The organism is Methanofollis sp. (genome assembly GCF_028702905.1).
Lineage (GTDB): Archaea > Halobacteriota > Methanomicrobia > Methanomicrobiales > Methanofollaceae > Methanofollis.
In genome coordinates this window covers 1-19,150 of the sequence record NZ_JAQVNX010000037.1, presented here as the reverse complement: position 1 = coordinate 19,150, position 19,150 = coordinate 1, and the positions used below count along the sequence as shown (strand labels likewise).

Annotated in this window: 17 protein-coding genes; 12 read left to right on the top strand and 5 right to left on the bottom strand. The window is 59.5% G+C overall.

All coding sequences use genetic code 11. The annotated features are described in order from the left end of the window. The 5 genes from PHP59_RS06310 to PHP59_RS06290 form a co-directional block, all read right to left on the bottom strand. Window positions 1–1,613 (bottom strand): PKD domain-containing protein (locus PHP59_RS06310; protein WP_300165175.1); only part of this gene is annotated, 1,613 nt, incomplete at its 3' end. A gap of 347 nt (window positions 1,614–1,960) precedes the next feature. Further along, entirely contained in the window at window positions 1,961–4,753 is a 2,793-nt protein-coding gene (leuS, locus tag PHP59_RS06305) for a leucine--tRNA ligase (protein ID WP_300165173.1), read from the bottom strand. Between the two features lie 26 nt (window positions 4,754–4,779). Beyond that, window positions 4,780–6,714: a PINc/VapC family ATPase gene (locus tag PHP59_RS06300; RefSeq protein ID WP_300165171.1), complete on the bottom strand. Its 1,935-nt coding sequence runs from the start codon at window positions 6,712–6,714 to the stop codon at window positions 4,780–4,782. A gap of 27 nt (window positions 6,715–6,741) precedes the next feature. Next, window positions 6,742–7,104: a phosphoribosyl-AMP cyclohydrolase gene (hisI, locus tag PHP59_RS06295; RefSeq protein WP_300165169.1), complete on the bottom strand. Its 363-nt coding sequence runs from the start codon at window positions 7,102–7,104 to the stop codon at window positions 6,742–6,744. A gap of 4 nt (window positions 7,105–7,108) precedes the next feature. Then, on the bottom strand, window positions 7,109–7,900 hold the full coding sequence (locus PHP59_RS06290) for an A24 family peptidase C-terminal domain-containing protein (protein ID WP_300165167.1): 792 nt from the start codon (window positions 7,898–7,900) through the stop codon (window positions 7,109–7,111). Window positions 7,901–8,012: 112 nt separating this feature from the next. On the opposite strand from PHP59_RS06290, the gene PHP59_RS06285 reads away from it, so the two are divergent. From PHP59_RS06285 to PHP59_RS06230, 12 genes are all read left to right on the top strand, one after another. Continuing rightward, a complete protein-coding gene (locus tag PHP59_RS06285; protein ID WP_300165165.1) occupies window positions 8,013–8,258 on the top strand; it encodes a 4Fe-4S binding protein in 246 nt (81 codons plus the stop codon). Further along, entirely contained in the window at window positions 8,258–8,821 is a 564-nt protein-coding gene (locus PHP59_RS06280) for a hydrocarbon binding protein (contains V4R domain) (protein ID WP_300165163.1), read from the top strand. The genes PHP59_RS06285 and PHP59_RS06280 overlap by 1 nt, the downstream gene beginning before the upstream one ends. Window positions 8,822–8,829: 8 nt before the next feature. Then, the gene (locus PHP59_RS06275; protein WP_300165161.1) at window positions 8,830–9,747 is read left to right on the top strand and encodes a F420-nonreducing hydrogenase; all 918 of its coding nucleotides are present in this window, start codon (window positions 8,830–8,832) and stop codon (window positions 9,745–9,747) included. Then, a complete protein-coding gene (locus PHP59_RS06270) occupies window positions 9,744–11,147 on the top strand; it encodes a Ni/Fe hydrogenase subunit alpha (protein WP_300165159.1) in 1,404 nt (467 codons plus the stop codon). The genes PHP59_RS06275 and PHP59_RS06270 overlap by 4 nt, the downstream gene beginning before the upstream one ends. A 7-nt stretch (window positions 11,148–11,154) precedes the next feature. Next, window positions 11,155–11,502, top strand: a complete 348-nt coding sequence (locus PHP59_RS06265; protein WP_300165157.1) for a roadblock/LC7 domain-containing protein — start codon at window positions 11,155–11,157, stop codon at window positions 11,500–11,502. Between the two features lie 10 nt (window positions 11,503–11,512). Next, window positions 11,513–12,232, top strand: coding sequence for a roadblock/LC7 domain-containing protein (locus PHP59_RS06260; RefSeq protein WP_300165155.1), 720 nt, complete (start codon window positions 11,513–11,515; stop codon window positions 12,230–12,232). Window positions 12,233–12,235: 3 nt separating this feature from the next. Continuing rightward, window positions 12,236–12,823 (top strand): hypothetical protein, encoded by a 588-nt coding sequence (locus PHP59_RS06255; RefSeq protein WP_300165153.1) that lies wholly within the window; start codon window positions 12,236–12,238, stop codon window positions 12,821–12,823. A gap of 120 nt (window positions 12,824–12,943) precedes the next feature. Further along, window positions 12,944–13,729, top strand: coding sequence for a cell division ATPase MinD (gene minD / locus PHP59_RS06250; RefSeq protein ID WP_300165151.1), 786 nt, complete (start codon window positions 12,944–12,946; stop codon window positions 13,727–13,729). 96 nt (window positions 13,730–13,825) lie between these two features. Beyond that, window positions 13,826–14,452: a hypothetical protein gene (locus PHP59_RS06245; protein WP_300165149.1), complete on the top strand. Its 627-nt coding sequence runs from the start codon at window positions 13,826–13,828 to the stop codon at window positions 14,450–14,452. Continuing rightward, a complete protein-coding gene (locus PHP59_RS06240) occupies window positions 14,445–16,877 on the top strand; it encodes an ATPase, T2SS/T4P/T4SS family (RefSeq protein WP_300165147.1) in 2,433 nt (810 codons plus the stop codon). Before PHP59_RS06245 ends, PHP59_RS06240 begins: the two co-directional genes overlap by 8 nt. Beyond that, window positions 16,874–17,797, top strand: coding sequence for a type II secretion system F family protein (locus PHP59_RS06235; protein WP_300165145.1), 924 nt, complete (start codon window positions 16,874–16,876; stop codon window positions 17,795–17,797). Before PHP59_RS06240 ends, PHP59_RS06235 begins: the two co-directional genes overlap by 4 nt. Before the next feature lies 1 nt (window position 17,798). Further along, window positions 17,799–18,836 carry a type II secretion system F family protein gene (locus tag PHP59_RS06230; protein ID WP_300165143.1) on the top strand — a complete coding sequence of 346 codons (1,038 nt, stop codon included), beginning with the start codon at window positions 17,799–17,801 and terminating at the stop codon, window positions 18,834–18,836. Window positions 18,837–19,150 lie beyond the last annotated feature (314 nt).

The following is a 19,150-nucleotide window of genomic DNA, read 5'->3' as shown; positions in this document are numbered from 1 at the left end:
TTGGAGGATACGGCGACATCTGTGATCCGGCAATCCCGCACCCCGTCCAGGAAAAGTCCGGCCCCTCCAGTCGTCGCCCCGGTCAGCGCAAACCCTTCGATGGTGACGTTATCAGCGTTCACAGCGATCACGTCGTCCTGGGTATTCCTCGCGTTCACCGTCACGGTTGCGGCGCCATGCTCTGAGACGAAAGTCAGACGTTTGCCGATATCGATGTTCTCGGTGTACGTCCCGTCCCTGACAAGGACGGTATCCCCCGGATTGGCGGTGAACACCGCCTCCTGGATGGTGGTGTAGTTCCCGCCCCCGTCGATATCGACGACGATCGTCTTCGCATCGGGCGGTGCCTGGCCCACCGTCACCGTCGCTGACCCCGAGATCTCGCCCGCTGTCGCCGTCACCGTCGCCGTCCCCTCTGCCAGCGCCGTAAAGAGCCCGGTGACCGGGTCCACCGTCCCGACCGTCTCGTTGGCACACGACCAGGAGACCGCAACGTCCTTCATCGGTTCTCCGTTCTGGTCCCGGGGGACGGCCGAGAACTGCTTCGTCTTCCCGACCACCGCCGTCGCATCTGCAGGATAGACCGAGACCGCGGTCAGCACCGGCCGCTCGCTCACCCTGATATAGCACTTCTTTGTCCAGGCCACCGTACCCTCCGCGGCCGTCACCATGAGAGTGACATTGTACGTGCCCGGTTTGGTGTAACTATGCACCGGCCGCTCATCCGGCAAGGGGGCGGTGTCGTCGCCGAAGTCCCACTGCCATCCGGTCGGTGTCGTCGCCGAGGTTTCGGGCGTGAAGGCGACGGTGAGAGGGGCATATCCGGAGGTCTGGTTCGCGGCGAAATTGACCCTGAAAAGGGGCGCCGGGTCCTGCGAACAGATGATGACCCGGTTGATGTACTTTACCGCCAGCCCGGTGGTCGCGGGGTACTCCTCTTTGCCGGAGACGTAATAGTGCCAGTACTTCTCGTCCATGCATTCGTGCATGTCCCAGTTGCCGAAGACATGCCACCCCCACGGGTTGGTGGAGTCATCGGCAAAGAAGATCAGGCGCATCCCGTCAAAATAATTCGGGACATACCCCGTGTCAGGCCGCCACCAGGTGACGACCATCGGCCCCTGCCTGGGATCCGGGTTGTAGACATTTCTGTACCCAAAACTTTTGCCCATTCCATCATTGGCCTTGATCGTGATGGTGTCGTTCGGGCTCATCCCGCCGACCAGTTCACAGAGATCTCTGACATCGGTCCCCTTGACAGCATGATAATCCTTGTCCGGGATGTTCCCGCTCTCCGACTTGTCCCACCTCAGTTCTTCGCCTTCCACCCCGAGTTCGGGCCCCTGGTGGTAATAATGCGTCACCCCGTCCCCCTGTATCGGGAGATTCTTCTCCATCCAGCGATAATCGACCGTCTCCTGTGCGATCAACGTCCCATCCTTTGCCAGTTTGGAGACCGTCAACTCGGTCGTTGCGGTCCCCGCCGCTACCGGCGCCACCAGGAGGAGGCCCAGGAGAACAAGGATAAGGAGGGGGGTGATGTTCGCTTTTATCCTCGATGGAGGTATTGATTCTTTGAATAACTTTGATTTGCTCTTCTTTTCACTTTTCATGCGATCTCATCCGGTAATATGTATATCGATATCACCTCTCTGCCCGTATTATAAATTCGTTTTCATTATTCTGTCAATTATGTTAAACTGTCTTTGTTAATCCCGCTTCCGTGAAGGGGGGCAGAAAACCTGCAAAAAATGTGTATGTAACCTGAATGTTGCGTGATATCAGGAAGAGTGCCTGAAATTGCACTTTTCGCCCCCTGTCCTCTCTATCGTGCGAGAATTACTGGGGGATGGGGCCATATGTGCCGATATGGCGGCGGATATGGCATGCGCCCGGGATCGGAGATATAATAGGGTCTGTTCTCGCTGTATCAGGTCCAGGAGAAAAAAAGAAAAAAAGATTATTCGATCACGATCGCCGGCTTGAAGGGGAGGGCGGCGTCGGCCTTCGCCTCGCCGCTTCCCTCTGCGCTGAGCACCTGCACGGGCACGCCGCACTCCCGTTCCAGGAACTCCTTTGCCGACATAAAGACCGCCATCTCGTCGATGCCGTTCTCCGCAATGCTCCTGACCAGTTCGGGCGGCAGGCGGTGGATGAACTTCGTCACCTGCTTCGCCGTGTTCACCGCCTCCTTGCCGCGGGCCCGCAGGCCCTCGTCGGCCATCACGAGCTTCACTGCATTGGTCCTGTCCTCGGCAGAGGCGATCATCGTAAAGATCTCCTTCTTCCAGGCCGGGGCCACATAGAGCCTGACCCCCGTCGGCTGGAGCTGGATCAACTTCGTGATCGACTCCACGTCCTCGACAGTCCGTGCGAGGAGTTCCTCGGCAAGTTCAGCCTTCTCGTCGACCTTCGCGGCCTCGGCCACAGGCCAGGGGGCAAAGGCCACCGGGCCGTCATTGCCCATCGCGTGCCAGAGTTCCTCGCAGGTGTACGGCACGATCGGGGCGAGCAGCCGCACCCAGACAGAGCAGAGCTCCTGCACGGCCGCAGAACCCGGCGCGATCGTCGGCAGGCGCCGGCGGTACCACTTCAGGTCGGCCTCGATCCCGAAGAAGGCCTCCTGGAGGGCCTGCCGCGTCTGGAAGTTCAGCATCGCCGCGGTGGTGTTCTCGATCCTGTGCTGGAGCCTGGAGATCAGCCAGCCGTCGATCTCGCGGCCGTCATTCTCCTCGACCGCGATCCCCTCGGAGATCGTGTTCCAGAACCGCTCGATCTGCTTCTTCGCGCCGATCACCAGTTCGTTCCGCCAGTCGAAGTCCTGCCACGGCTCGGCCGAACCGATCAGGAACATCCGCACCGTGTCAGGCCCGAACTCGTTCAGGGCGTCCTCCAGCAGGACGACGTTCCCCTTCGACGAGGACATCTTCGCCCCGTTCAGCAGGCCCATGCCGAAGATGACCATGCCCTGCGGCTGTTTGTCCGCCGGCATCACCGCACGGTGGTGGAAGAGCTGGAAGGTGAGGTGGTTCGAGATGAGATCCTTTGCCGAGAACCTGTAGTCGTACGGGTACCAGTACAGGAACTCGGCCCTGATCGTGTCCAGGGTCTCCCTCGGCACCGTCGTCGGGTTGCCCGTACCGTAGACGACGTACTCGAAGACCTCGGGGGTGAGTTTCTCAGGCTCGATCTTCTTCACATGATGGGCGATCGTGTAGAAGGCCATGTAGATGGTCGAGTCAGAGAGCGGCTCGATGATCCAGTTCCGGTCCCAGGGGAGCTTTGTGCCGAGACCGATCCGGCGGGTGCAGGCCCAGTCCTTCAGCCAGTCCACCGTCCGGTGGAACTCGGCGCGGACCTCCGCGGGCACGACCTTCATCTCGTCGAGCTGCTCGTGCACCTCTGCCTTCCAGGCCGGGTCCGAGTACTGGAGGAACCACTGGTCATGGAGGATCTTCACGTACACCCGGCCGCCGCACCGGCAGATCACCTGGCGGGTGTCGAAGTCGAACATCTCCTTCGAACCGTAGTTCTCGACCATGATCGCGGCCACGTCGTCGCGGGCCTGCTTCACCGGCTTGCCCGCCTGGTCGCCGCATTTTGTGAGGAGAGTGCCGCGGAGCACCTCGGCCGCGTACACCTCGCGGGTCACCTCGTCCATTCTCGGGTCGAGCTGGTTCCTGATCCCGGCCTTCTCGATGGCATCCTTTGCCGGGAGTTCGCCATAGCCCCCGGTCCTGATGATCGGAACCGGCGTGATCTCGGTAAAGCGCCCCTCCTCCTGGAGGTCGCGCAGCGCGATATAGTCGAAAGGTGCGTGGGCCGGCACAGACATCACGAGACCCGAGCCCATGTCAGGGTCCACGAAGTCCGCGGGCAGCACCGGCACCGCCCCGCAGAGCGGGTGCGACGCCGTCGTCCCGACGATCTCTGTCCCCTTCACCTCGCCGACGATCTCGACAGTGTGGTCCTGGAGTTCGAGTTTGTAGGCCGCCTCGCGGGAGAGCACCCACGCCTCGCCGTCCACCGTCGCCCGCACATAGGTGACCCCCGGATTTGCCCAGAGATTTGTCACGCCATAGATCGTCTCAGGCCGGAGGGTGGCGCACGGGATCTTCGCACCCTGCCACTCGAAGACGACAAGGGTGAACTTCATGATCTCCGCCTTTTCGCCTTCGAGGAGGTCGTGGTCGCCCACAGGGTTGTCGCACGACGGGCAGTACTTCACCGGGTGGACGCCCTTGACCACATGCTCCTCCTCACGGAGGTGCTTGTACTGCCACTCGATGTACTTCGAATACTGCGGGTCCACGGTGATGAACCGGCGGCGCCAGTCGATGGACAGGCCGCACCGGCGCATCAACCTCTCGTATTCCCCGGCAAAATACCGGACGATCGTCATCGGGTCGTCGAAGCGGTCGAGGACGTCCTGCGGCACCCTGTACAGGTCGCGGTAGATCCTGACCGTCGAGGGGTCGTTCTTCGCGATCCGGCGCGAAATCCCGATCACCGGCGTGCCGGTGACATGGAAACCCATCGGGAAGAGGACATTTCTGCCCTGCATCCTCCAGAAGCGTGCGACCACGTCGGGTACGATATAGGTCCGCCCGTGCCCCACGTGCATGGCGCCGCTCGGGTACGGGAAGGCGACGTTCAGGTAAAACTTTTCCTTGTCGTCCGGGTTGGCCTCGAATGCCGCCGGCCATGTGTCCCGGTACTTCTCTTCCAGTTTCTGAATATCCCATTCAGCCACGGTATGTCACTCCCACGATACTCTCTTTATACAGGTCTCAGTCTGATGGCCTCACGGTCGTTGTACCTGCGGATCAGTTCCTGTGCAATACTGCTGCTCTTTGCCAGGTCGATCTCGCCCTTCTCGTTTACCGTTGCAGTAAAGAGGTACTCTTTCCCGGCAAAAACATCGACGATCGCTTCCCTGAATTCGGGGGCGACCAGGGTGAGATGCTTCTTCTCGACGCGGAGGCGCAGGCCCTCACTTGCGGGCATCTCCTCGGCGGTCTCCTTCACCTCAGGGGGCGGGAGCTCGGAACGTGGCCTGATATCGATCCCGATGCCGATCTTGTTCACGATCCCTGCGATGTTCTTGCCGCCCCTCCCGATGGCTGCAGGGACGTCCTTGTCCTCGATATAGGCGACGGCCTTCGTGTCGCTCTTCATGAAGACATCGATAGCCCCGGCGGTGAACCGGCCGAGTTCACGCTGGACCTCCCGTTCGGTGACCTCCCAGGCGGTCTCTTTCTCCTCTGCCTCGGGTTTTTCTTCGGCAACAGGCTCGGGGGCTTTCTCTTCAGCCTTCGCCTCGACCTTTTCCTCGACCTTCTTCGCCGGTGCCTTCTTTTCGGCGACGTCCCCTGTCGGCATCACGATCGTCTCGCCCTCGTACTTGAAGATCTCGAAGGCAATCCTGCCGGTCACCGTGTCGCGCACGGTCGTCACCGGCCTGATATGCAGGTCGGGGTTCATGCCCTCGGGCACCTTGATCGAGAAACCGACATCGTAAACTCTTGTGATCTCGCCGTTGTCGACGTAGATGATGGTGTTTATGATCTGGGGCAGGACGCTCGGCTCGACCCGGCCGAAGAAGCGCTGGATCGCGTCCTTCACCTCCATCGCATGGATCACGCCGACCATGCCGACGCCGGCAAGGCGCATGTCTGCAAAGACACGGAAGTCCTCGTTCTTCCGCAGTTCGTCGAAAATGACGTAGTCTGGCCGCACGAGCAGGAGCACCTCGGCGGTGTTCTCCATGCTCCCTTCCAGGGCGGTGTACTGGGTAATGTTGTCGGGCACCTGGAGGTCGCGCGGGGCCTCCATTGTCTTGACGATAAACTCCTTATCGGCAAGGAAGGTGGCGACGCTCTGGGCGAGCGTGCTCTTCCCTGCACCCGGCGGCCCGGCAATGAGAACGCCCTGACGGACACCCGTGATCCGCTCCTTGATCAGGTCTGCCATCGCGTAGTTTTCGAGTGCCACGTCACGGATCGGCCTGACCGCCGTGATCTCCATCCCGTCGGAGAAGGGCCGCCGGGCGATCGCGATCCTGATCGATCCGATCTGCACCACGGTGATGCCGCGGCGTTCGATCTCGATGAAACCGTCGGGGTCGCGCTTTGCCCGTTCCAGCACCTCCTGTGCCATGGTGCGGAGTTCGTACTCGTTCATCGGGCTGTCGCGGAGCTGGACCAGACGCAGGTCCTTCATCGTCCCTTTTCTTGCCATCGGCGGGACGCGCTCCTTAAGATGGACGGCGATCGTCTCCTCGTCGAAGTACTGGTCGAGCATGAGCGGGGTGCACTCCCCGACCTGGGGCTTCAGGTACATGACGTCGATCCCCTTTGCCTTTGCGACCTCTGACTGGACGACATCGCTGGTGACGAACCTGGCATCATATTCGATGGCGACGTTCCTGATCAGGGCGTCGATCTCGCCGCCGCTTGCGAGTTTGACCTGGCTGAGGCTCGGGCGTTCCCCGACATATCGGAGTTCTATAGTCCCCTCGCCCGCCATCCTGGAGAGGTTCTGCAGTTCTGTCAGTCCGGAGAAACCGATCTCGCGGCCCTGGTTCGCCTGGGCCTCAAGTTCTGCAACGACTGCTTCCGGAATGATTATTGTCGATCCCGTATATTCGCCGGTTTTTATCATCTGGGTGATGCGGCCGTCTATGACGACACTTGTATCAGGCACTATTTTCATAAAAAATTCACCATATTCTACGTGTCTTTATCCTTTATTAGCATATACATCCGCAGGATCGAAGAGCGGCGCGGCGATCTCCCTCCCATCGATCGTCCGAAAAAAACAGGAATAATGACCGGTATGGCAGGCCGCTCCCCTCTGCCTGACAAGGTACAGGAGGGCGTCCGCGTCGCAGTCGGCCCTGACCTCCACGACCTCCTGCACATTCCCGCTCTCTTCCCCCTTCTTCCAGATCTTCTGCCTGCTGCGCGACCAGTAGTGGGCATACCCTGTCTCCCCGGTCAGCCGCACTGCCTCCTCGTTTGCCCAGGCGAGCATCAGCACCTCTTTTGTCCCCGCGTCCTGCACCACGACCGGGACAAGGCCATCCGCATAGTTCAGTTCCATCGCCTCACACTCCTGCAAGTACCTTTATGATCATAAATAGCAGGTCGCCGATAAAAAGTGCCGTGACGAAACCGGCGGTGATCGGGATGATGAAGGGGACGGCATAACTGATCCAGACTGTGCCCGCCTTCCTGTACTGGGCGAGTTCCTGTGCGTAGCGCTCTGGGTGCTCACGCAGGTCTTTCGTGTACATCCGCCTCTCACCGCCCTGCACAGTCCGCCGCAAGGACTCGCGGATCTTGAGGAAACGGCGGGAGATCTTTCCGTCCTCCTCGGTGATCTCCTCCATCACAAAGCCGAAATGGTTCCTGATATCTTTCCCTTCCACCGGATAGCCGAAGAACATGTACGGGAAGGGCGCCCTGTTCCCCCTGACGATATTGTACACGCAGAGGGCGAGGGGCGCGACGAGGTTGAGGAGGAGGGCGTCTGTGATCACGGAGAAGGGAAAGAAATCCATGGGCGGGACTCCGAGCATGGGCTCGACCGGGAAGGCCGGGATGCAGAGGGAAAGAAAGATCAGGGCCCAGGCATCGGCGCCTCCGAAGAGGTGGAGCATGCCGAAGATATAGAAAACAGCGGCAAAGATCAGGGAGAGCGCGAGGAAGTACAGGGCCGTCCCGGCAAGGCCTCCGGTGAGGAGGCCTGCGTAAAATATTACAGCAGAGGGCCCTGCCACTATAAGCATCGGGTACCAGGTGCGGAAAGGCACCCGCCGTTCACGGTGATCGAGAACCGATGCGTACATAAGCGTTGCACCCACAGCAAGAGATGCGATGACAAGAGGAAGTATCATGACTCATATTTCTTATATTTTCATCCCTTTTTAAGGCTAACTATTTTCAATACATTTTAATACTGTGGGATAGGAGAATTGTATCATTCTCCGTCTGAATCCGGTGGTGTATGTGATAGAGATAACTGTCGATTCAACGGCCTGCAACGGATGCGGTCTTTGCGTGAAGGATTGTCCGATGCGGGTCTATGAACTCAAAGGAGGGACCAGTGTTCCTGTCCGTCCCGAGAACTGCATGGGCTGTCTCTCCTGCCATGAGATCTGCCCTGCCCAGGCACTGGAACACCGGGGGGTCTACCCCTCGAAACGTCACTATGTCGATATCCGCGTCTGCGAGATGCTCAATCGGGTGATCTGATGGTCGACATTACTGCGGAAGAGATGAACAAACAGTTTCATGCAGGTGCGGTCTTCAAGGCCGAGGACGTCCCCCTCTCCTGCTCGCCGAACGCGAAGGACCTTGAACCGACCCTTCACGGCGTCATGCATATGAACGGGATGATCATCAAGTCCCTCGAAGAGATCGCGGGCCGCGGTGCGAACGCCGTCACCTATCGCGCCGGCAAGAAGTTCGGCCATGAGGTGGCGCAGTACTTCAGAAAGATCGACGATATCGAGGAAGCCCTGCGTGAACTCTCGTACATCCTCCACGGCCAGTACACCTTCGAACTCTGGAAGCCCGAGGACAAGGAGAGTTATGTCGTCACCGAGAACGGGGAGACCTTCATCTACCTGGTCTTTCACGACTGCATCGTGCGGCAGACCCTCCGCCGCAACGGCATGGACCAGGGCGGCCCTCTCTGCCAGACGCTGTACGGGTATGTGGTCGGTGCGATCGAGGAGATCACCGGGAAACGGGCGAAACTGGAGATCGTCCACACCGGCCCGAATGCCTGCCTGAAAAAACTTATCCTGAAGTGATGATGGTTATGAAGATAGCAATCGAAGAACTTGCAGGGTGCTCAGGCTGCACCATCTCCGTCCTCGACCTCCATGAGGCCCTCCTCGACCTTGTTGCACAGGCCGATATCGTCTACTCCCCGGTCATCATGGACGCAAAAGAACCCCCCGAAGGTATCGACATCGCCTTCGTCACCGGGGCCGTCAGGAACGAGGAGAACGAGGCGCGCCTGAGGCTTCTCCGGAAGCGGGCGAAGACCCTCGTCGCCTTCGGCACCTGCGCCTGCTACGGCGGGGTCTCCGGCCTGTCCATGCTTGGCAAACAGGAGGATCTCTTTGCGTGCGTCTACCGCAGCGTCGAGACAGCGGACGAGGGGAACGTCGTCCCCACCGACGTCCCTCCCTTCCTGTACCGCGCCTTTGCCGTCGGCGACCTGGTGAAGGTGGATTACTATGTCACCGGTTGCCCGCCGAAGGAGAAGTTTCTGAAAGAGATCCTTCCGGCCCTTGTTTCCGGGAACAGGGTCGAACTCTCCAAAAAATCGGTCTGTTCCGAGTGCGACCGGAAGATGGGCGATGTCAAGGACTGGCACCTGAAGAGGCGCTATGAAGGTATTCCTGACCGCGAGCACTGCCTCCTCGGCCAGGGCTACCTCTGCCTTGGCCCTGTCACCTTTGGCCGGTGCAACGCCTCCTGCCCCCACAACAACGTCCCCTGCCACGGCTGCAACGGCCCCTCCCTTGACATCCTCAGGGAACCCTGCCGCGACATCTACAATATGATGGTGAAGCGGATCGCCGACCTCACCGACCTCCCCCAGAAGGAGGTTGAGAAAGAGATCTACGACGTGGCCCACACCATGTATCCCTTCACTATCGGGAGCCTGATCATGGAAGACAAAGAGATCTCAAAGATCCGTGACCTCGTGAAGGGGGCAGGAAATTGACGCGGCTGACCATCTCGCCGGTGACCCGGATCGAGGGGCACGCAGAGGTGCGGATCGACCTCGACGAGAAGGGCGAGGTATCGAGCGCCCACTTCAATGTCGTCGAACTCCGCGGCTTCGAGAAGTTCCTGCTCGGTGCGGCCGTCGAGGAGGCGCCGAGAATCACCCCACGGATCTGCGGTATATGCCCCACCTCCCACCATGTGGCGGCGGCCATGGCGACCGACCAGATCTTCGGCGCAGAACTACCTGCCACCGCAAAAAAACTCAGGGAACTCCTGATGGCCGGGCAGTACATCCACTCGCACGCCCTCCACTTTTTCATGCTTGCTGCACCCGACTTCCTCCTTGGCGACGCTCCGGCAGAGGAGAGGAATGTCATCGGGCTTGCGAAAAAGGTCCCCGAGATCGCAAAAAAGGCGATCGAGGTGAGAAAACTCGGCCAGCGGATCACTGAGGCCGTCGGCGGCAAACCGATCCACCCGAGCAATGCCATCCCCGGCGGCATGTCCCGCCCCCTCTCCGAAGACCAGCGTCAGACGCTCCTTGCATCGGCACAGGCAGGCCTTGCCGTTGCTGAAGAGGGATGGGAGACGGCGCGGGGGATCATGGACGGCGTCGACCTCTCCCTTGGTGCGGTCGAGACGGCCTTCATGGGCCTCTCTGACAACGGGGTCCACAGCGTTCTTGGCGGCGAGGTGAAGATCCTGGGGAAAGATGGTTCCCCGGCAGGTTCGTTCACCGGCCAGGAGTACGCCAGGCAGATCCGGGAATACTCTGAGGACTGGTCGTACCTCAAGTTCTGCCGCCTTGCCGGCGGCGACCACTACCGGGTCGGCCCCCTCGCGCGGCTGAACATCGTGCAGTCCATGGGCACGCCGAAGGCCGATGCCGCCCTTGCCGAATATCACGAGACCTTCGGCGCCTGCACCCAGACGACCCTCGCCTACAACATCGCGCGATATGTCGAGTTCCTCGGTGCCTGCGAGAAGGCCGTCGCCCTCCTCGAAGACCCGGCCATCACCGGCACCGATGTCAGGACACCTGTCACCGGCATCGCGGCAAAGCGCGGCGTTGGGATCGTCGAAGCCCCGCGCGGCACCCTCATCCATGATTACACGGTGGACGAGCAGGGCATGATCGAGAAGTGCAACCTCATCGTCGCCACCTGCCAGAACAATTACGCAATGGACAGGGGTATCGAGGACGTTGCCCGCAAGGTGATCGTCGGCGGTGAACTGACCGAAGCCGCATCGAATAGGATCGAAACCGTCATCCGTGCCTATGATCCATGCATCTCCTGTGCAACCCATGCCCTGGGTCGGATGCCGATGCGGATCCGGGTGGTACAGCAGTCCGGCAGCGGTCATGAGATTATTCAGGAAAAGGAAGTGAATTAAAATGGAGATGCTCAAACAGATCTTGACGGAGTTTCTCAGGCTTGATGGTGTGACCGCTGCTGTTGTCGTCGGGCGGGACGGGTTTGTGATCGAGGACGCAATCTCCGGGGATATCGACACCGATGCCCTCGGCGCCATGGCATCGACAGGTATGGGTACCTCCGAAGCGATGGGTACCGAACTCGGCAAAGGGATTCTCAATCAGATGCTTGTTGAACTGGAGAGCGGGCCCATCCTCCTCTCTCCTCTTTCTGAGGACGAACTCATCGCCATCGTTGCCGGTGACCGCGCCAATATCGGCAGGATCCGGTACGAGTTGAAGAAGAACAAGGAACGGATCATCGCAGCCCTGTAGAGTACGTATCATGATGTTGCCTGATGGGAAGACTTTCGGGAGCATGACGGCCCCTCTCACCGAGGTGCTGCCATTCACCGAAGCATTCCACGCCATTGTGCGAGTGCGCACCGACGACGGCGAAGGCTTCGTCCTCTCTGACGAGGGAAGAGCGGTAGCTGCCTGGTGCCGGGAGGGGACAAAGGAGTTGAGAGGTGGTTTTGCCCTCGCCCGCCTCCTTGCCGAATCGTCACTCCCGTGCGAGCTCAGCAGGTACGGGGATGATGAATACGGCCTTGCCCTGGAGAGGTGCCGGGATGCGGGGTATCTTATTGGATGGGAGAGTCCGGCCGAGGAAAGCGCGGCCCCTGTAACGGCGTTTCCCGAGGTCGAGGATTCTGCCACTGCAGGGTCCGCGGTGCCCGAACTGAACGAGGGGTCCCTGCATCTCATCCTTTCCCAGCCGGGTGTCGTCGCCGTATCCGCGTTCTATGAGGGTTTTGCCGTCCAGTCTGTCGGTGCGACCGATTTTGACCGCATCGCCGCTATCTCCGAGGACCTCCTCAGGGCCGGCCTGAAGATTGCCGACGACATGGAGATGGGCGGTCTCGACGAGATCATCCTGGAGACCCCGGGCGGAAAATTGATCATCGCTCCCTTCGGCGACCTCTCCCTCTGTGTCCTCACCGCAGCCAATGCCAATCTGGGCCTTGTGCGGGTCGCCCTGCGGAGCATCAGGTGGGAGGGATAGATCATGCGCCTGCCGCGGTCAGGGTCTCCTGGTACCAGCCTGGCCATGCCCCTCAGGGCCGTCATTGCCGACTGCCGGAAGAAGGGATTCACCGGTGCCGTGACCTTTATGGTGCACGGCTCGCCGGCGTCTCTCCTCTTCAGGTGCGGCATGCCGCTCTGCGCGGAGTCTGGCAGGGCCACCGGCATCCGGGCACTTGAGGAGATGGAGAGAGTAAGTGACGTCGTCACCGCAGAACTCTCCGGGTATTCTGAAGTGGAGATCGGCGCCGCTCTCCTTTTTAACGATGCCTGCAGGGTGACAACCGGGCCGCGTGATGCCAGTCCGGCGACCACGATCCACGCAGTTCGGGTCGGCCAGAAGAGCCGGTCTGCAACGGTGAAGATGGTACGGACAGTGGAGGCAGGCGATGATAGGCCGGCGACGCCCCCTCTCCCGAAGACCGGGGAGACGAAGGACGTCCTCAACCCGGAATCGGTTACGGCCCTGAAAAAGATGCAACAGAATTTCATGGCCGACGCATCCGATCTCCTCAAAGAAATGCACATGGGGCACCTCATTGTCGATCCGGAAAAAAGCCCGGATCAGTGATGGATCCGATATATTCAAGATCCATCCTTAAATGATGGTTTAAGCTATCTTATGGCCACGCGATAAATTAGGTATAATTAAATACCATCTTTCACAATCATTGGAGTAGAAGGTGTCGGATTGATCAGGGCATTTACGATCGCATCGGGGAAAGGAGGTACGGGGAAGACAACGGTAACCGTCAACCTCGGCACCTCTCTTGCCCAGCTCGGGAAAGAAACCTACATTCTTGATGCTGACATCGGTATGGCGAACCTGGGCCTGGTGCTCGGGCTTGAGGACGCCCCTGTCACGCTTCACGAGGTGCTGGCCGGGAAGGCGAAGGTGGACGACGCGATATATGAAGGGCCGAACGGTGTCAAGGTGGTCCCGAGCGGGATCTCCCTCCAGGGATTCCAGAACTCCGATCCCGATCGCCTGCGTGACGTTATGAGGGATCTCGTCGACCGCTGCGATTACCTCCTTGTCGATGCCGCCGCCGGTATCAGCAAGGACGGGGTTGTCGCCCTCGCCATCTCCGACGAGGTCATCCTGGTGGTGAACCCGGAACTCTCCTCCATGGCCGACGCACTCAAGACGAAGATCCTCACCGAGATGGTGGGAGGCGAGGTCTATGGAGCGATCATCAACCGTTCGGGAATGGAGAACACCGAGATCAGGAGACATTCTGTCGAGGACGTGCTCGGCGTCCGTGTCATTGACATGATACCCGAAGACCCGAATGTCCGCAGGTCGGCCGCGTACAAGACGCCGGTCGTGATCAAGTACCCCGCTTCCGAGGCCTCCCGTGCATTCAGAAGGATCGCCGCCGACATTGCCGGTGTCCACTATGAGGAGGAGACCGAGGAGAGTAAGCAGCACTTCATCGACCGTCTGGCTCACACGCTCTTCGGGGGGGCCCAGTAACATCTCATCATTTTCTGTGCTCGGTTCTGATCTGGACGCCGACATGCTGGCGGTGAGCGGAACACAGGATCCGGCAACAATTCCGGGAGACGATCGATGAAGATCATGGACGTCATTAACGAGATCCTTGGTCAGTCGCGATACCTGGGGTCATTCCCCTATTGCGAGATGGCACAGAGGGCCGGATCCGAGGAAGGGGCTATAGGGGTCTTTGTCGATGGTCTCAGGAACTCGGTGGTTCTCTTTTCCTGCGGTGAACCCTCGGGGGCAATCTATGGGGACGAGGTCGGAGCGCTCTACGGGGACCCCGCGGCACTGAAGATCCTGGAAATGGGTGAATACGAACTCTATGCCACGGAGAAGAGGATTGTCGATATGATCGTGGCGCGGTGCCGGGTCTTTAACAGGAGTCATTTCCCGCATCAACTCACGTCTGACATCCCCGAGTTCGGGGGCGAGAGAAAGAGTCCCGGCATCCTCTCGATCGTGGTGGAGAAGGAGAACAGTCCTCAGTCGGGGATGCGGGTTTCGATCCGGAAAGGGCGGCACGTGCTCCTGACCGACACGACAACCGGCGACGGCAGGGCTTCCTTCCGCCTTCTCAACGGACGATACGATGTTATCGTCGTTGACAGGGCTCAGGAGGTCTACACCTTCATGGTGGACTTTCATGGATCCCGCAGTGAACTGGTCATTGAACTGGGTGGGATGATGGATGGATAAAGGCAAACACGCGCAGCACCGCCTGCATGATATTCTGGATCGTATACGGGGAAATCCGACAGAGCAGACCGACGGTTATGTCTCTCCCGGAGAGGACGCAGAAAAAGGCGAGGACGACAGGACCCTTACCTCCCTCAGGTCGATGGTGGAGGGAAACAGGAACCTTGACATTCATTCCATGATCCGCGATGTCAGGAGCATGCACGAGGTTTCGGATGAGGATGCCGCGGACCCGACCGTTCAAGAGGCCCCTGCGGTGAAAGAAAGCCCTGTTGCCACTCCCGTGGAACTCGGTCCCGAAGAGGCTGAAACGGCTCCGGGTCCGGCCCCCGCAGAAGAGATCAGGCCGGCACCGGAAAGCCGGGTGCCGGCTATCGACCTTGACGATATCGATGCACTCCAGGGCATGATCGATTCGATCTTCGGTGACGAGGGTGCCACGACCCCCGCGGCACCCCGGCTCGACGAGGTGGATCCTGAGGACATTGCAGGTTTGACCGACACACCTGCAGCGCCCCTGGCCACGGCCACCCCGAAAAAGACCCGTTGGTCTGGAGGGGCCGTTCCCGAAGCCGGAGAGGACGAAGAATCTGCTATTGCCGGGATCACGAATGCCGAGGATATCGGCGCTCTTTCAGAACTGATCCTCCCGAAGGCCGCGACTTTCGACGTCGAAGAACTTGCACTCGATCAGGCCGCGCGAGACGCCCCGCTTGGTATGGGCTCTCTCCCACCCGAGATCGACACCCTCTGGAAGGAGGCGTTCCCGACGATCACCGAAGAGGCACGGAGCGTGGTGATCGGGAAGGACCAGGAGAAAAAAGCTGGTTTCCTGGGGAAGATCAATCTCTTTACCAAACTTGTCCGGAAAGTGGAGGAGTACGACCCCCGGCGCCACGGCCCTCTCGTCGACCTCGCCTTCACACCCGCGCCCGGCATCGAGGAAGTCGAACTCTACCCGGTCAACGAACCCTACGCCTATATCAGGATCATCTACGACAACGCCTCGCACGAGTACACCTACGAGGTGCTTGAACCGGTCCTCTCCGATGCCGAGAAAGAACTCCTCGGCGAGATCAAGAGCCGTCTCTTTGAACAGCTCGACGTCAACACGAAGGACATCTCCAGAGATGGGGCCAGAAAGGTTCTCCGCGACCTTTCCGACGAAATCATCTCGGATTACGGTATCAGCCTGACACCGGTCGCCCGCGAGAAACTCTTCTACCACATAGAACGCGACTTCCTCGGCGACGGTCTGATCGACGCCATCATGCACGACAAGTTTATCGAGGATATCTCCTGCGACGGTCTGGACAATCCAATCTTCGTTTTCCACGGCGGTTACGAGTCGATCAAGACGAACATGATGTACACCAATGCGGTCGAACTCGACTCCTTCGTCACCAAACTGGCCCAGAGGTCAGGGAAGTACATCTCCATCGCCGAACCGATGCTCGATGCAACGATGGTCGATGGTTCCCGTATCCAGATGACCCTCGGCAAGGAGGTCACGGCCCACGGTTCGACCTTCACCATCAGGAAATTCAAGGACGAACCTATCACCCCGACCGACCTCATCGAGTGGGGCACCTTCTCGCCTCTCTCCGTCGCCTTCCTCTGGCTTGCGGTCGAGGCGGGGAACTCGGCGATCTTTGCTGGCGGCACGGCATCTGGGAAGACAACAGCCCTCAACGCCATCTCCCTCTTCATCCCGCCCCTCGCGAAGATCGTCTCCCTGGAAGATACGCGTGAATTGAAACTCCCGCACCCCAACTGGATTCCCTCGGTCACCCGTGACTCCTTCGACACCGGCGGCAAGGGTGCGATCGACATGTACGAACTCCTGCGTGCGGCGCTGCGGCAGCGGCCCGAGTACATCTGTGTCGGTGAGGTCCGTGGCAAGGAGGCCCAGACCCTCTTCCAGGCAATGTCCACCGGCCACGTCACCTATGCAACCATGCACGCCGACTCGGTGGCAAGCGTCGTCCACCGTCTTGAAAACCCCCCCCTGGACGTCCCGCGGAACATGCTCACATCCCTGAACCTCGTCTGCATTCAGGTGCAGGCGCGGGTCGGCGGCCAGCGTATCCGCCGCAACAAACAGATCATCGAGATCCTGGACATCGACCCGAGGACCAACGAATTGATCACGAACGAGGTCTTTTCCTGGCACCAGGCCACCGACGAGATCAGGTATTCGGGCAAGTCGTACGTGCTTGAGAGCATCATGGAGACGCGGGGATGGAGCGAGGCACGGATGCGCGAGGAACTCAAGAGGCGGCAGGAGATCCTGGAGTGGATGCGGAGACAGAAGATCCGGCACTTCAGGGATGTCTCGAAGATGCTCATCTCGTACTTCCGTGACCCTGACGCGGTCATGGACGTCGTACGGCATGACCTCTATGGAGAAGGTGCATCGCAATGAATGGTTTTGAACGGTTCAGCTTCAACCTGCTCGGACAGCGGGTGAAGGAAAAAAGGGAAGATTATGTTGAGCTGAGGAGCGACCTGATGCAGGCGCGGCTGAAGACGCCTTTCGAGGCGTACCTCTCGACGGCCTATGTTGCGTCCATCGTTGCGGGCCTTGGCATGGCAGTGCTGCTCGGCGCGGTCACCTTCTTCCTGAACATCCCCTCGATGATCACCTACAAGGGAGCGTTGCCCTCCTTCTTTTATGGGTTTTCAGACTACCGTCTCCTCATCGGGACAACGGTTGTCGTCCTCCTCTCTCTCCTCATCTTCGGGGGATTCACCTACTTTGCCTTCCTGATCTACCCGAAGGTTGTGTCCGGGAACCGGCGACGGAACATCGACGCCACTCTCCCGTACGCGATCAACTATGTGACGGCGATGTCCACTGCAGGCATCACGCCTGCCGAGGTCTTCAGGCTCCTCGGACAGAGCCCGATCTACGGGGAGACCGCCGTCGAGGCGCGGTACATCTCTCGCGAGATCGATATGTTCGGCAAAGACCTCATCGAGGCGATGCGTATCGCCTCGACCTTCACGCCGAGTGCGAGGATGAAGGAATTTTTCCAGGGTGCAATGGCGACGATCTCCTCGGGTGCGAACCTCACCGAATACTTCAGGAACAAGGCCGTTCAGTACGGCAACGAAAATCACCAGCAGCAGAAGACCTTCCTCGAAACCCTCGGGCTCATTGCCGAGAGTTATGTGACGGCCATGGTCGCCGGCACCCTCTTCCTGATCATCCTGCAGTCGATCATGTCGATCATCGGCGGCGACTCGAACCCGATCTTCCTGATGATCATCATCTATCTCATGGTGCCGTTCGGGAGCATCATGTTCATCATCCTGATCAGTGCGATGACTCCGGAGGTGTGATATGGGATTTAAGTCACTCTTTAACGACCTCTTCAACCGCGAAGGAACGGGCAACGCCCGGGTGAAGGCGTCCGAACTGGAAAGGTATGAGAGCCGGGAAATGCAGATCGTCGATAAGATCGAGCACCAGCGGAAGACGCGGGTGGGCTTCGGGCGGTTCATGAAGCACCCTGTCCAGGTGCTCACCGAGACCCCGCTCAACAGTCTCATTGCGACGGTCCCCTTCTCATTCCTCTTCTTTATCGTCGGTTTCTCCCTGATCATCGTCAATTACGGGTGGTCGGCCCTCTTCAATACCACACTCATCGATGATGTCATCGTCTTTTCAGTCCTTATTCCGATAGTCCCGCTTGCAATTCTCGATTTCAGGGATGGGAAGCGGGAGAAAAACATTGAAGACGCGCTCCCGAACTTTTTCAGGGACGTTGCCGGGATGAACGACGCGGGCATGACCCTGCCAAACGCTATCCACATCGTCGCTGGAGGCGAGTACGGGGCGCTCACGCCGTACATCAGAAAACTCAACGTGGACATGTCCTGGAACATCCCCTTTGTCGAGGCAATCTATAACTTCGGCCAGCGACTCGGGACTCCCCTTGCCGAGCGTTCCGTCGACCTCATTGCAAAGGCAAGCAAGGCAGGCGGCGACATCTCTGAGGTGCTGCGGGCGGCGGCACGGGACAGTTATGAGTTCATCAACCTGAAGACAGAGCGGGCGAGCAACATGATCATCTATGAGGTGATCATCCTCATCGCCTTCTTCGTCTTCCTCTTCGTGATCGTGGTCCTCGAGTCCACCTTCCTCACGACGATGGCCGAGGCCGGCGCCGCTGCGTCGGCGTCAGGTGCAGGGAGCCAGTTCATGGGCAATGTCGATATGGACCTCTACAAGAGGATCTTCTCCCACTCCGCGATGGTCATGGGCTTTTTCTCGGGCCTCGTTGCCGGGCAGATGGGTGAGGGCCGCGCGACGGCCGGTCTCAAGTTCTCCGCCATCATGCTCATCATCGCCTGGGCTCTCTTCAGGTTCGCGGTCTGAAGGCCGCTTCCTTTTTTTTCGTGCCACCGGCAGGGCTCATGAGAAGACCATCGGGTCTTCGAGTAGTCCCCCGACCTGTATTTTAGGGGAGGCGGTGGGTCCCATTCTCTCTTCTGGACCGAGGATGAGGAATTTACATCGCCCGGACCTCTGGTTTTATCGGACTCGCTTCCTCCGTCCTCTATGAGAGTGAACTACCACGCCCTGAAGGGCGTGGCTTCCTGCTTCATCCTCCCTCTACTGAGGCAAGTCCACAGGCCCAAAGGCGCGTTCCGCACCTGATACCCCGACAAGATTCTGTTCTTGCAGGGCAA